At 43.2% G+C, this 12,833-nt stretch carries 13 protein-coding genes; 9 read left to right on the top strand and 4 right to left on the bottom strand.

The genetic code is table 11. The features are described 5' to 3' along the window. Nucleotides 1–192: 192 nt before the first annotated feature. From CQA49_RS02730 to CQA49_RS09990, 6 genes are all read left to right on the top strand, one after another. Entirely contained in the window at nucleotides 193–1,407 is a 1,215-nt protein-coding gene (locus CQA49_RS02730; RefSeq protein ID WP_115574434.1) for a phosphoglycerate kinase, read from the top strand. A 122-nt stretch (nucleotides 1,408–1,529) separates the two neighbouring features. Then, on the top strand, nucleotides 1,530–1,814 hold the full coding sequence (locus CQA49_RS02725; protein WP_147288647.1) for a hypothetical protein: 285 nt from the start codon (nucleotides 1,530–1,532) through the stop codon (nucleotides 1,812–1,814). Continuing rightward, nucleotides 1,792–2,073 carry a NifU family protein gene (locus CQA49_RS02720; protein ID WP_115574432.1) on the top strand — a complete coding sequence of 94 codons (282 nt, stop codon included), beginning with the start codon at nucleotides 1,792–1,794 and terminating at the stop codon, nucleotides 2,071–2,073. Before CQA49_RS02725 ends, CQA49_RS02720 begins: the two co-directional genes overlap by 23 nt. A 13-nt stretch (nucleotides 2,074–2,086) precedes the next feature. Continuing rightward, nucleotides 2,087–2,689, top strand: a complete 603-nt coding sequence (locus tag CQA49_RS02715; RefSeq protein WP_115574431.1) for a hypothetical protein — start codon at nucleotides 2,087–2,089, stop codon at nucleotides 2,687–2,689. Then, nucleotides 2,683–4,203, top strand: a complete 1,521-nt coding sequence (locus CQA49_RS02710; RefSeq protein WP_115574430.1) for a UDP-N-acetylmuramoyl-L-alanyl-D-glutamate--2,6-diaminopimelate ligase — start codon at nucleotides 2,683–2,685, stop codon at nucleotides 4,201–4,203. Before CQA49_RS02715 ends, CQA49_RS02710 begins: the two co-directional genes overlap by 7 nt. A 632-nt stretch (nucleotides 4,204–4,835) precedes the next feature. Then, on the top strand, nucleotides 4,836–4,985 hold the full coding sequence (locus tag CQA49_RS09990; protein ID WP_181882589.1) for a hypothetical protein: 150 nt from the start codon (nucleotides 4,836–4,838) through the stop codon (nucleotides 4,983–4,985). A gap of 28 nt (nucleotides 4,986–5,013) precedes the next feature. Here CQA49_RS09990 and CQA49_RS02705 read toward each other — a convergent pair whose 3' ends face one another. The 4 genes from CQA49_RS02705 to CQA49_RS02685 all read right to left on the bottom strand — a co-directional run bounded on the left by CQA49_RS02705 (nucleotide 5,014) and on the right by CQA49_RS02685 (nucleotide 9,305). Next, a complete protein-coding gene (locus tag CQA49_RS02705; RefSeq protein ID WP_115574429.1) occupies nucleotides 5,014–5,712 on the bottom strand; it encodes a CheB methylesterase domain-containing protein in 699 nt (232 codons plus the stop codon). Between the two features lie 15 nt (nucleotides 5,713–5,727). Next, nucleotides 5,728–6,558, bottom strand: coding sequence for a protein-glutamate O-methyltransferase CheR (locus tag CQA49_RS02700; RefSeq protein ID WP_115574428.1), 831 nt, complete (start codon nucleotides 6,556–6,558; stop codon nucleotides 5,728–5,730). A 68-nt stretch (nucleotides 6,559–6,626) separates the two neighbouring features. Further along, the gene (locus tag CQA49_RS02695; RefSeq protein ID WP_115574427.1) at nucleotides 6,627–8,054 is read right to left on the bottom strand and encodes a Do family serine endopeptidase; all 1,428 of its coding nucleotides are present in this window, start codon (nucleotides 8,052–8,054) and stop codon (nucleotides 6,627–6,629) included. Between the two features lie 126 nt (nucleotides 8,055–8,180). Continuing rightward, a complete protein-coding gene (locus CQA49_RS02685; RefSeq protein WP_115574425.1) occupies nucleotides 8,181–9,305 on the bottom strand; it encodes a glycosyltransferase family 4 protein in 1,125 nt (374 codons plus the stop codon). A gap of 151 nt (nucleotides 9,306–9,456) precedes the next feature. Between CQA49_RS02685 and CQA49_RS02680 the strand changes: the two genes are divergently transcribed. Genes CQA49_RS02680 through miaA form a run of 3 tightly spaced genes read left to right on the top strand, consistent with a single transcriptional unit; the run spans nucleotide 9,457 to nucleotide 12,821 of the window. Continuing rightward, complete coding sequence (locus tag CQA49_RS02680) at nucleotides 9,457–10,677, top strand: NusA N-terminal domain-containing protein (protein ID WP_115574424.1); 1,221 nt, start codon at nucleotides 9,457–9,459, stop codon at nucleotides 10,675–10,677. Nucleotides 10,678–10,698: 21 nt separating this feature from the next. Continuing rightward, on the top strand, nucleotides 10,699–11,817 hold the full coding sequence (locus CQA49_RS02675; protein WP_115574423.1) for an alanine--glyoxylate aminotransferase family protein: 1,119 nt from the start codon (nucleotides 10,699–10,701) through the stop codon (nucleotides 11,815–11,817). Nucleotides 11,818–11,834: 17 nt separating this feature from the next. Continuing rightward, on the top strand, nucleotides 11,835–12,821 hold the full coding sequence (gene miaA, locus CQA49_RS02670; protein ID WP_115574422.1) for a tRNA (adenosine(37)-N6)-dimethylallyltransferase MiaA: 987 nt from the start codon (nucleotides 11,835–11,837) through the stop codon (nucleotides 12,819–12,821). Nucleotides 12,822–12,833 lie beyond the last annotated feature (12 nt).

The raw sequence follows: 12,833 nt of genomic DNA, 5'->3' as shown, positions 1-12,833 counted from the left end.
TGGGGGATTGATAAGGGGGAGGGGAGCGAGCTTGCTAATTCAAGCCCCCTCCCCCTTATCGAACAAATACATTTTAAAAAACTAAGTGGGGTTTGGCAAAATTAAGAGATTCTAAAAAAGAGAATCTACCACTTTTTAATTTATTTTGAGAATCTAAATTTAAAAACTACACACCAAAACAAAGGAGACAAAATGAACAAAATCGCAGGAATTGAAACAATGCAAGGCGTTAAAAGCGTGCGTGATATCGATGTGGCAAATAAGCGCGTGCTTGTGCGCGTGGATTTTAATGTGCCATTAGATGAGGATTTTAACATTTCAGATGACACGAGAATCCGCGAGGCGCTGCCAACCATTAACTACTGCATCGATAATGGCGCAAAAAATATCACACTTGTAAGCCACCTTGGGCGTCCAAAGGGCAGAAGCTCGGAGTTTTCACTCAAGCACATTTTAAAGCGCGTGGAGCGCCTTTTGGGGCGCGATGTCGCCTTTGCTGATAGTATAGAATCTGTCAAAACACTACAAAGCACGCTCACTGGATCAAACTCTGTGATTTTGCTAGAAAATATCCGCTACTATGAAGGCGAGGAAAAAAATAGCGATGAGCTAAGCGCTAAACTTGGCGAGCTATGCGATGTGTATGTGAATGATGCGTTTGGGACGAGCCACAGGGCGCATGCGAGTACTTATGGCGTGGCGAAATTTGTCAAAGAAAAAGTTGCGGGATTGTTGCTAAAAAAAGAGATAGATTCTTTTGCAAAAGCCTTGGCAAATCCGCTCAAACCTGTGCTACTCATCGTTGGCGGAAGCAAGGTAAGCTCAAAGCTCACGCTGCTTTATAATATTCTAGATTCTATTGATAAAATCATCATTGGCGGTGCGATGAGTAATACCTTCCTAAAAGCGCGCGGTTTTGATATGCAAAAATCCCTTGTGGAGGATGATTTGGTAAGCGAGGCGCGTAAGATTTTGGATACTGCAAAGCAAAAGGGCGTGAAAATCTATCTGCCTGTGGATGTCGTAAGCACGGATGATATCAAAAAGCACGAACATATCAAAATCACGCCCGCACAGGACATTCCAGAGGGCTATATGGCTGTGGATATGGGACCTGCGACGAGCAAGCTTTTTAGCGAGGTGGTGCGGGATTCTCAAACTATCATTTGGAATGGACCACTTGGAATCTACGAAATTGGCGCATTTTCACGCGGGACATTCAGCCTCGCGCACGCGGTGAGCGATACTTACGCCTTTAGCCTTATTGGTGGAGGCGATACAGCAGATGCGATTGATAAAGCAGGCGAAAGGGATAATATGAGCTTTATCTCAACCGGCGGTGGCGCGAGTTTGGAGCTTTTGGAAGGCGAGGTGTTGCCGGCGTTTGAAGTGCTGGATAAGAAGTAATTTACATCAATAAGGGTTTGCAATGGAAGAAAAAATCGTCATAGCAAGCGTTTTAGTGCTGTATCTTGTTTTCCTTATTTACAGAAACCGCCATTTTTTCAAAAAAGATTAACGCGCAATTGGTGTTTTTAGATACAATGCGTGGAGTTCGCGGATTTTTGGAATCTGTGGTGGATTGCCATGCTGCCACGCTTTATTGCGAGCGGTCGCAAAGTAGCCAAATTCTCAAGCTACCAAATGGCGTTAGAGAATCTTGTAACCTTATCAATCAAAACAAGGTAGAATATGCGCGCGAAAGCGAAGTGAAACGAAGCTGGAGCGGAGGCGAAGCGGGATTCACTCCCGCGAGACGATACAATCTAAGGAATATAAGGAATTCACCCCATGCAAAACTTTCCTTTCAGTGATGAAGAGTTGCAAATCCCTGTGGAGCTGGTGATACAAAAGGTGCGCCCGACTTTGCATTTAGATGGTGGGGATATTAGCATTTTGGGTATTAAAAACGCGCAGGTGTATGTGCGTTTGGAAGGCGCGTGCCATGGTTGCCCGAGTAGCTCAAGGACGCTTAAATACGCCATTGAAAACCGCTTGAAAGAGGAGATTCACCCAGATATCGCGCTTATTAATATCCCCTACAATGAGCCAAATCCCTTTGAAAAGCCCTGAAATAAGGACTTCTATGCAAAAGCTTAGCGCTACAAACTCACGATATGCAATCAACAAAGCTATGAAAAATGCCTTTTTGCTTTTCGCGCAAAAGGACTATCAGCGCGCATTTAGCGAGTTTGAAAAAATCCTAGCGCTCAATCCTCAAAATAAAGAAGCAAAAATTGGCTTATTGCTAAGCGATAGCGCGCTTGAGTTACCAGAGCATGCGATGCATATTTTTGATTATTACCAAATTTTGCTTGCAAAAACCACCAAACAAAAGGCGATCGCGCAGGTTTTGGAGATTTTAGAATCCCTAGATAAAGCGACTTTTTTTCTCTCTTCGATGTTTAAAGACGCCGAGCAAAACAAAATGGAAGAGATGGAAGGCATTTTGTATGAGGATTTTTTGCGCGCCTTGCAAAAGCGCGAAAATTTCAAAGAGGCGTTTGAGGATTTGATGTTTAGCACGCGCATTATTTTTACTAATAAGCAGGAGTTTTACAGCTTTTTGCGCCAGCTTTTGGAAAATGATTTCATCGATATTGGGCTTGAATATATCGAGAATCTGCGCGATGTATATTATGACGCGGAGCTTGATAAACTTCTAAAAAAAGCGCTTAAAAAATGCTAATACGAAAGAAATTTTGCTACAAAGGCAGAGAATTTGACGCCATTAGCGATGATACAAAGGCGCTAGATTCCCGCACACTTTTTGTCAAAAGCGATCTTAATGCCAAATACACGCAAGATTTGGTGTTAGAATTTTTAGATGAAGCGCCTTGTGAGAATCTTAGCGATACAAAAAGCACTCATAGCGCGGATTCTACCAATTCAAAGCGCGCAGATTCCCTGCCTTGTATCCACGCGAGCACTTTGAGCGAGATTTTCACTTTGCCGCCTTTCATCATCGGCATTACCGGGACAAACGGCAAGACAAGTAGCGCGGCGTGTATGTATTCGATTTTGCTTGATTGTGGTTTTAGTGTGGCGTTGCTTGGCACGCGCGGATTTTTTATCAATCAAAAACAGCTCAAACCCAAAGGGCTCACCACGCCTAGCGTGCTGGAATTGTATGAGGATTTCGAGCTTGCGAAGGAATGTGATTTTTTCATCATGGAGGTAAGCTCGCATGCTATCGTGCAAGAACGCATTGCGGGCGTGCCTTTCGCGCTCAAGGCGCTTACAAATATCACAAGTGATCATTTGGATTTTCACAAGAGCTTGGAAGAATATATTCGCGTGAAAAATAGCTTTTTTAGCGATGAGGCTTTAAAAGTCATCAATGCTGACGAGCCAAATGCGCGCGCAAACCCTGCAAATTGCTTTAGCTATGGCGTGGAATCTAAAAGTAATTTAAGCGTAAATGCCTACAGCTTGAAAAATGGAATTTCCGCGCATTTGTATTTTCAAACGCATGAGAGGCAAACACGCGACTTGCAAACCCAGAATCCGCAAGCACAGGATTTGCAAACCCAGAGCGTGCGCGAGGAGGCATTTTTGCAAAGCCCACTTTTTGGCAAGCATAATCTTTACAATATTCTCTGTGCGCTTTTGTCGGTTCGGATTCTCGCGCTTAAACTTGCCAGTACGCAATTTGCTAAAGATTCTGTGTTTAAAGATTTTTGCGCGCTTAGTTTGCAGGATTTGTGTGTGAAGGCGCAAAATTTTGGCGGAGTGAGCGGGCGCATGGAGGTTGTGAGCGAGAATCCGCTTGTGATTGTGGATTTTGCCCATACGCATGATGGAATGGAGAAGATTTTTGAAAGCTTTAAAGGGCGCAAAATCGTCGTGCTTTTTGGCGCAGGGGGCGATAGGGATCCTACGAAGCGTCCTAAAATGGGCGCGGTAGCCCAAACCTATGCACAGAGAATCTACCTCACAAACGATAATCCGCGCACCGAAAATCCGCTTGAAATCATCAACCAAATCGCGCAGGGCTTAGATTCTAAGCGTTTGCAAGAACAAGGGCGATTAATTATCGAACTGAATAGATTGCGCGCACTTGAACGCGCTGTGAGCGAGCTTGAAAGGGACGAGGTGCTACTTGTGCTTGGCAAAGGCGATGAAAGCTATCAAATCATCGGAACGCAAAAAATCCCTTTTGATGACAGGGAGATTTTGAAAAAATTGCTAAAAGCCCACTAATCAAGGGTTTTACTAGCCATTTTTGGGCTTTTTTAGATTTTGTTTTGATGCGCTTAAAATCCCTTCTTTGCGCTATTTCTTTTAAAGCATCACCCACGCAAGCAAAATCCATAAGGAATTCAAGTTACGCGCAAGCGTAACCCTTATTCTCGCCCCTTGTGTGGTGAAAAAAAGCGGTGATTTAGCATTAGCAGAAGTGCTAATGCCCGATTTTTTTCTAGCAAGGGATAAAGCGAGGCTCTCCCCCCGAGAGAAGAAAAGCGCGGAGCTTTTCTGGCGTGGGGGGAGTGAGGAGGGGGGAGCGACCTTTTGCGTGAAAAATAAACCTTAGAGAATCTAAAGAAGTTTGAGAAGTGAAAGCAAGGATTCTGAAAAATAAAAATTACAAATTCTTAGACTTTGTGAATTGCTTCGGATTCTATAGAATCCTCGCAATGACACGCGGTGTATATTTTTTGTCATTGTGAGCGTTAGCGAAGCAATCCATTATTTTAGCTTTAGAATCCAGCTTTTTAGAATCTTAATTTTTCAATTCCTTTTTAAAGATTCTATTTTTCAGAATCCTTTTGTTTGGCTCATTCCCACTTAGATTCTCAAAAGTTTCTTTTTGCAGGGGGACAAGGGGGCTTGAATTGCGAAGTCGCTCCCCTTATCCCCCGCTCAAAGTCGTGCTTTTCGCCCCCAAACTCCCGACAACGCTAGAAGGTGCGTGCCGCACACTGCATTTGGATTCTGATGAAAAATTTGCTTTGCAAATTTTAAACTTTTTTGCTTCCAAATAATTTTCAGATTTTTGAGATTTTAAGAATCCTAATCCCCAAATTTTGCGATTCTCTCAATGATTTGCTCCAAACTTAGCGTGTGCGTGACGCCGCCAACTTCAATGGCTCTTTTTGGCATGCCAAAGACAACACAACTTTTTTCATCTTGGGCGATTGTGGTCGCGCCATTGTCAAAAAGCTCTTTTATCCCGATACTGCCATCATCGCCCATGCCTGTGAGTATCACGCCCAGCGTGTTTTTGCCCGCGATATTATTAGCCGAGCGGAAGAGGATATCCACACTTGGCTTGTGGCGCGAGATTCTAGGACCATCAAAAGGCTTGGCGCTGTATTTGCCATTTTCATAATTTAGAGAAATATGAGAATCTCCGCTTGCCAAATACGCGCAGGAAGGCTCTAAAAGCATTTTTTGTGTTACTTCAAAGATATTGAGCATGGAGAGAGAATCTAGGCGTTTTGCAAACGAACTTCCAAAAAGCTTTGGGATATGCTGTACGATGACAATTGGCGGTAAGCCAGAAGGTAGCCTTTCAAAAATCGTGCTTAGTGCATCTACACCCCCGGTGCTCGCGCCTATGACGATGAGTTTTGGACGCAAGAAGTCCTTACATGGCTTGCTTTCTAAAAGTGTGTCGGGGTGCAGTTTTTTGGTGGGAATCTTTTGAAGTTGATCTTTGGATTCTAAAATTTGTGGTTTGGTGATAAGAGATTTGTTAGATTCTGCCATTGTCTGTCCCCAAAATCATTTTTTAATAAAAATCTTGCGTCCGAGCTTTTCTGTATCCACGACTAAATCATGCAAGCCTTCAGAATGCCCCAAATACAGCGTCCCGCCGACTTTTAAAAGCCCAAAAAGGCGTCGGAGTATTTGCATTTGATCGTTTTTTGTGAAATAAATAAGCACATTGCGACAAAAAATCACATCAAATTCTTCGGCGTTGAAAGGATACACTTTATTGAAAAGATTAAGTTGGCGAAAGGTAATGAGATTTTTAAGCTTTGGCTTTGCGCTCAAATAGCGCAGGCGTGGATTCTCATCGACGACAGAAAAAAACTCATGCATTTCATCTTCCGCCCATTTTGGCCATTGCTCTTGAGCGGGATTGACTTCATATTTGCCTTCTTGGGCGATTTTTAGCACTTGGGTGTCAATGTCTGTGGCAGTGATTTCAATGCGCGTGCTTGAAGGGTAGAGCTTTTTGGCATAAAGCGCAGTGCAGGCGATGGAGTAGGGTTCTTGCCCAGTGGAAGAGGCACAGCAAAAGATTTTTATAGTTCTATTGCCACGCAACAAATTTGGCAACACGCGATCAAGCAAATCCTCAAAATGAAAAGCTTCTCGAAAAAAATCTGTCTTATTGGTGGTGAAAACATTAATAAACTCTTGCGCGATTTTTTTGTCCTTATCCACCGCCTTTAGTAGCTCATCAATGCTGTCATAATCCATATCTTTAGCCAGCTTTGCCACGCGGTTTTTGATCATCGCTTGTTTGGAATCCACAATATGAATGTGAGAGAGCTCATAAATCTTGTCTTTTAAGAGTGCAAATTGTCGCTCATCAAAGTTTGTCATAAGCCCCTCCTTATTTAATTGTGAATCTTAAATGTGCAAATGCGTGCGGTGCGGTATTTCCCCTCGCCTTATTTTAGGATAATTGTTTTGATACCATTGCGCGAATACACAAGGATTCTCTTATTTTTATTTTTAAACTTTGCTAAAGCGTTGGTGAAATTTGCAGGTTTTGTGATATTTATATCTTCGATCTGTGCGATAATATCCCCTAGCGCAAAGCCTGCTTTTTGCGCTAGCGAGCCGTTTTTGACTTCTGTCACCACCACGCCTTGCACATCATTTGGCACTGCGTATTTTTGACGCAAGGTATTTGTAAGCTCGCTTATACCTAAGCCCTCAATGCTATGCTGACTTTTTTGAGAATCCTGCGCAGGCGCAGGATTTGCCCCGCTTCTTGTATCATCACTTAGCTCGCTAAGCGTGACTTGCGCAGTGCGCGTTTGCTTATCGCGGATATATTTTATCGTCACTTTTTCTTTTGGCGAAAGCATACCGATGGTATTTTTGAGCTCTTGAGAGTTTTGGATTTTTTTGCCATTGACTTCTGTGATCAAATCCCACACCATAAGCCCCGCTTTTGCCGCGGGAGAGTCTTTTTCAATATTTATAAGCAATGCGCCTTCTTTCTGCCCGTAAGTATCTTTCAAATCCTCACTTACATCCTGAATCCCAACACCCAAATAACCGCGCTTAATCGAGCCTTTTTCGATAAGCTCTTTTGCGATTTTTTTTGCCATGTCAGAAGGGATCGCAAAGCCTATGCCGTGATTCCCACCTGTGCGCGAGATGATAGCGGTATTTATCCCAATAAGCGCACCACGAGAATCCACCAGCGCACCGCCAGAATTTCCCGGATTTATCGAAGCGTCAGTTTGGATAAAGTCCTCATAGTCATTGACGCCTATGCCACTTTTATTGAGCGCAGAGACGATTCCTTGCGTGACAGATTCCCCCACGCCAAAGGGATTACCGATAGCAAAGACGACATCGCCTACTTGCACTTCACTGCTTTGGGCGAAAGTGATTGAAGGTAAGTCATTTTTTTCAATCTTAATCACTGCGATATCACTGCGAGAATCCGAGCCTATCAGCTTTGCGGTGTATTCTTTTGAATTCCCAGAAAGTGAAACCAGAATCTTATCTGCGCCCTCGATTACATGGTGATTTGTGATGATATAGCCATCATTTGAGATAATCACCCCGCTTCCCAAAGAGCGCTCCATCCTATCGCGCGGGATTTGCCCATACACATCGCCAAAAAACTGCTGGAAAAAAGGATCATCAAACATTGGGTGATTTGGAATGCTATTTGAAACCTGCTTTTGTGTGGAAATATTTACCACCGCCTTTGTTGGCTCTTGCAAGGAAGAGGCATAAGAGTGAATGCTTTTATCCGAAGTGCTTGGATTTATGCGATCTTGCACGCTTGGGGCGGATTTGAAATCAATGCCTTGCAATGCTGTAAAAATACTTAGAAAAATAAGAAAATACTTCATTTGAAAACTCCTTGTTAAAAATATTTGCGCGTTTTGTAAGCGTTTTAATATAAAAGCGGGCATTGTAGTGTGTATTCTTAAATAATTGGCAAAAGTGCCTTGCGCACGCTTTTCCTAACGCGTTTGCTAGCTTTGTAAGAGCTTTTCCCAAAGGCTTAGAATCTTTGCTTTGCTAAAATTTTTTTCCACACTTTGCCTTGCATTTTCACCAAAGTTTTGACGCAAAGATTTATCTTGCATAAGCGTTAAAAGCGCCTCTGCAAAGCCTTGCAAATCATTATCTTGCAAAAGAAAGCCATTTTTTTGAGTGCTAATAATTTCACTCGGACCAGTTTGAATATCAAAAGCAATACAAGGCAATCCAAAACTTTGAGATTCTATAAGCACCATTGGCAAACCTTCAATATGGCTTGCCATGGCGTAAATGCTTGCGTTGAGGTATTCTTTTTGTATCTCTTTTGTGAAAGGTTTGAGTTCTACGCATTCTTGCAGGCAAAGGCTTTGAATCTTAGATTCTAGAGTGTTTTTGAGCTCGCCATCGCCGACAATACGAAGCTTCCATTGAGCAAGCTCTTTTTGTTTTGGAGATTGCAGATTCTGTATAAGCGCGCGCATTTGCGCCCAAATATCAATTAAGCGCAAAAAGCCCTTTTGATCATCATTCCCCATACGCCCGATACTAAGCACGATTTTATTTTCTAAAAGCGCGCGGGATTTTGGACAAGATTCTGGCATAGTGGGCAAAAAGTTTGGGATACACAAAACATTTTTATACTCTGCTTGCAAAAGGCGCTTATGAGAATCTGTCAGCGCGATAAGCGCGTCAAAATGCTTGTTGCGCTTTGAATTTTTAGCAGAAAAGAGATGCAAAATCTTGTAATAGCGCGCATTGCCAAATTTCAAAAATGGCGTGAAAATAAAATCATTGCAAATAATCACAAAATTTTTTCTATACTTCCACGCGATGCGGGCTGAAAGGACAAATTTATGCAAATTTTTTTTATAAAAGTGCGCCAAAAAATTACCTTTAGATTCTTGCAAAAATTCTTTTTCGCTTTTGTCATAAAAAAAATGCAATTTTACCCGCGGATTTAGCGCATAGGGCAGGTTTTCGCTTCCTTGATAAAAGCTTAAGATTTCCACTTCATAGCCAGATTCCACAAAAGCATTTGCGAGATTTACCACCACGCGTTCCAACCCGCCAAAAATGCTTATATCTGCGAGAGTAAGGAGAATTTTTTGTGTTTTCAAGCAGTCCTCTAAAATGTAAAATAAAGCTTGCAGTATAACAAATTGCGCCTTTTGTAGTTTTTAAGCTTAATTGCAATAAAATTCTAGCCTTCACGAAACGCAAAATCACAAAATCCAAAGAGTTTCAATGTTTAAGGAGCGAAGATAGCGAATGGAAAAAATTTTAGACATTATAGACATGATAGCGTATGAAAAGGGCATAGAGCCTCAAATCGTGTATGAAATCGTGCGTGATAACATTATCCGCGTGGCAAAAGAGGAGATTAACGAAGCGTATGAATATTTTGTCGAAAAGGACGCCAAAACGCGCTCACTCAAGCTTTTTTATAAGGTTTTGGTATGCGCGGATGATGATGAGCGCTTGAAAGATGAGAATCCAAGCTTTGTGGGAATCTCAAAAGCAAAAGAGGCTGGCGAAGTCGCTGTGGGCGATATTTTAGAATATGAAGTAAGCTTAGATTCTATGAAGCGTGGCGCGATTAACAAGCTTTTTTTGAATCTTGAAATAAGCTTGCAACGCCAAATTGAGGATCAAATTTTTGCGGATTTAAATTCTAAGCTTAATCATATCGTCGCGGGCGTTGTCGTGGGCGTGGATAAAGAGGAGAATACCTTTGTAGAAATCAGCGGAATCCGCGCGATTTTAGCCAAAAAGCATCGTATCAAAGGAGAATCTTTTAAAAATGGGCAGACGATTAGGGCGCTTTTGAAGTTTGTGGGATTTGCGCGCGGTGGCATTAGGCTAGAGCTTTCACGCACTGCGCCGAAGTTTTTGGAGGAATTGCTTACACTTGAGGTGCCAGAGCTCAAAGATGAGGAGATTCATATTTATAAAAGCGCGCGGATTCCCGGTGAGCGCGCAAAAGTGGCGGTTTATACAAGCAACGCAAGGATTGATCCAATCGGATGTTGCGTGGGTGTCAAAGGCGTGCGGATAAATGCGGTAAGTAGCGAGCTACATGGTGAAAATATCGACTGCATCGAATACACGCAATCACGCGAAATGTTTATCGCGCGCGCACTTGCCCCCGCACAGGTGCTAAGTGTCAAAATCCAAAAAGCCCAAAAAGACGCGCCAAAAGAGGAAAAAGAGCTAGACGCGCAGATCGAAAACATTGAAAAAACTTCAGAATCTAAAGAAAATAAAGAAAACAAAGCGCCAAAAGATAAGGCAATCGTGCAGATTAAAAGCGATCAAAAAAGCAAGGCTATTGGCAAAAGCGGGATTAATATCCGCTTAGCGAGTATGCTTTGTGATTGCGAGATTGAGCTGCAAGAAATAGGCGAGAGCGCACCACAAGATACGCCAGCACAAAGCGAGCAAGCGCAGAAAGTAGGGATTGACGCGCTGCAGTCGCTCTTTAAAAACTAAAGCTACAAAAAAGGAGAAAACATGCTACTTTTTACCCCCGGACCAACACCCATTCCGGAATCTATCCGCGTAGCGATGAGCGTGCCTACACTGCACCATCGCACGCCAGAGTTTGAGGCGATTTTTGCGCGCGTGCGAGAGGAGCTAAAAGCACTTCTTAAAATGCCAGAAGTCCTTATGCTAGCAAGTAGCGGAAGTGGCGCGATGGAGGCGTGTGTGAGGACTTTCACGCGTAAAAAAATGCTAAGTGTGAATTGTGGCAAATTTGGCGAGCGCTTTGGTAAAATCGCACAAAGCTATAATATCCCTTACACCGAGATTTCCCATCCATGGGATACACCAGCAAGCGCGCAAGAGATTTTGCAAGCTTTTCAAAATGATGGCGAGTTAGATTGTCTTTGCGTGCAAATGTGTGAATCTGCGGGCGGTTTGCGCCACCCGGTGGAGGAAATAGCAAAAGCGCTAAAAAGCTATAATCCTGAAATTATGGTGGTGGTGGATTCTATCACGGCGATGGGCGTTGAGCCAATTGACACGACGCATATTGACGCGCTTATCGGTGGTTCACAAAAGGCATTTATGCTGCCGCCGGGATTAAGCATTATTGGGCTTTCAGATTCTGCACTCAAAGTGGTGGAGGCGCATAGCACGGGCTTTTATTTCAATCTCAAAACCGAGCTAAAAAATCAAGTCAAAAATACCACCGCTTGGACTGCGCCAACGACTATCATTCAAGGGCTTGATAAGTATTTTGCGCTTGTGAAAGAATATGGCGGGATTGAAATAATCTACAAACTCACGCGTGCGCGCTCACTCGCTACAAATGAGGCGCTAAGCGCGCTAGGGCTTAAAATCTATCCCAAAAGCCCCGCGTTAGCAATGAGCGCGATTTATGATGAAAAATACGCCAAAGATTTGCGTAAGATTCTTAAAAACGACTTTGGCATTAATGCTGCTGGCGGGCAAGATCATTTAAAAGATTCTCTTGTGCGCTTTAATCATATGGGGCTTATTGAAATTTATGAAAGCGCATGGGTGCTAAATGGCGTCGAGTTAGCCTTACAAAAGCTAGGAATCCGCGCATTTGATGGGCTTGGCAACAGCGTGTTTATCAAAAAATATTACGAGTTGCTAGGATAGTTTTTATAAAACGCACAATGCAGACTTTTAAGGCGGATTCTCAAACTCCAAAAATAATCGCGCTTCTTGGCGCGAGTGCCAGCGGGAAAAGTGCCTTAGCACTTGAGCTCGCAAAGGCGCATAATGGCGCGATTTTTTCGCTTGATTCTCTAAGTATTTACAAATACATCAATATCGCCTCTGCAAAGCCCACGCAAGCGGAGTTGCAGGAAGTGAAACATTATGCAATCGATGTGCTAGAGCCAGACTTGCCCTGCAATGCCATGACTTTTTGGGATCTGCTCACAAGCGCATTTGAAGAGACACGCGCGCAGGGGAAAAAGGCGCTTTTTATCGTTGGTGGCAGTAGCTTTTATCTCAAAAGTATGCTTGAAGGCTTAAGCCCGCAATCCCAAATGAACGCGCAATCCCGCGCGCAAGTGCAAGAAAAAATCCACGCTTTGAGCGCGCCTTATGAGTTTTTGGCGCGTGTTGATAATGAATTTGCGCTAACAATCAAGCCAAATGATACCTATCGCTTGCAAAAGGCATTAGAAATTTATTTTGCGACAAACTTGCCTCCAAGCGTGTATTTTAAGGAAAACCCAAAGCAAAAGCACCCGCTTTTAGAAAACCTCCCCCTTTTTGTGCTTTCACTCCCGCGCGATGAGATTATTAAACGCATAAAGGCGCGCACGCAAAAAATGCTAGATTCTGGATTGCTTGAAGAAGTTGCATTTTTAGCGCAAAATTATCCGCTAGATTCTCAAGCCCTGCGCGCTATTGGGATTAAAGAGTGTTTAGAGTTTTTGGGCTATCAAAAGGCGCAGAATCCACAAAGCACGCAACCCCTGCAAGATTTTCAAAAAAGCCCCCAAAATCTCCAAGATTTATGCGCGCTTATTTCCACGCATACCGCTCAACTTGCCAAACGCCAAAGCACCTTCAACCGCACGCAGTTTAGGGATGCGTATTTTGGTTCTACCTCGCAAATTGCCACAGAGATTGCGCGGATTCTTGCCTAATTTACTGCTATA

It is taken from the genome of Helicobacter sp. MIT 00-7814 (assembly GCF_003364115.1).
In the GTDB taxonomy this organism is placed as follows: domain Bacteria; phylum Campylobacterota; class Campylobacteria; order Campylobacterales; family Helicobacteraceae; genus Helicobacter_F.
The sequence above is the reverse complement of the archived record's forward strand: the minus strand, read 5'-3'. Positions and strand labels throughout refer to the sequence as shown.

Bases quoted from the DNA above. Each gene is read 5' to 3' on its own strand.
- CQA49_RS02695 (WP_115574427.1), bottom strand. From the start codon at position 8,054: ATGAAGTATTTTCTTATTTTTCTAAGTATTTTTACAGCATTGCAAGGC.
- CQA49_RS02720 (WP_115574432.1), top strand. From the start codon at position 1,792: ATGCAAAACTTTCCTTTCAGTGATGAAGAGTTGCAAATCCCTGTGGAG.
- CQA49_RS02705 (WP_115574429.1), bottom strand. From the start codon at position 5,712: ATGGCAGAATCTAACAAATCTCTTATCACCAAACCACAAATTTTAGAA.
- CQA49_RS02710 (WP_115574430.1), top strand. From the start codon at position 2,683: ATGCTAATACGAAAGAAATTTTGCTACAAAGGCAGAGAATTTGACGCC.
- CQA49_RS02715 (WP_115574431.1), top strand. From the start codon at position 2,087: ATGCAAAAGCTTAGCGCTACAAACTCACGATATGCAATCAACAAAGCT.
- CQA49_RS02700 (WP_115574428.1), bottom strand. From the start codon at position 6,558: ATGACAAACTTTGATGAGCGACAATTTGCACTCTTAAAAGACAAGATT.
- CQA49_RS02730 (WP_115574434.1), top strand. From the start codon at position 193: ATGAACAAAATCGCAGGAATTGAAACAATGCAAGGCGTTAAAAGCGTG.
- miaA (WP_115574422.1), top strand. From the start codon at position 11,835: ATGCAGACTTTTAAGGCGGATTCTCAAACTCCAAAAATAATCGCGCTT.
- CQA49_RS02680 (WP_115574424.1), top strand. From the start codon at position 9,457: ATGGAAAAAATTTTAGACATTATAGACATGATAGCGTATGAAAAGGGC.
- CQA49_RS02675 (WP_115574423.1), top strand. From the start codon at position 10,699: ATGCTACTTTTTACCCCCGGACCAACACCCATTCCGGAATCTATCCGC.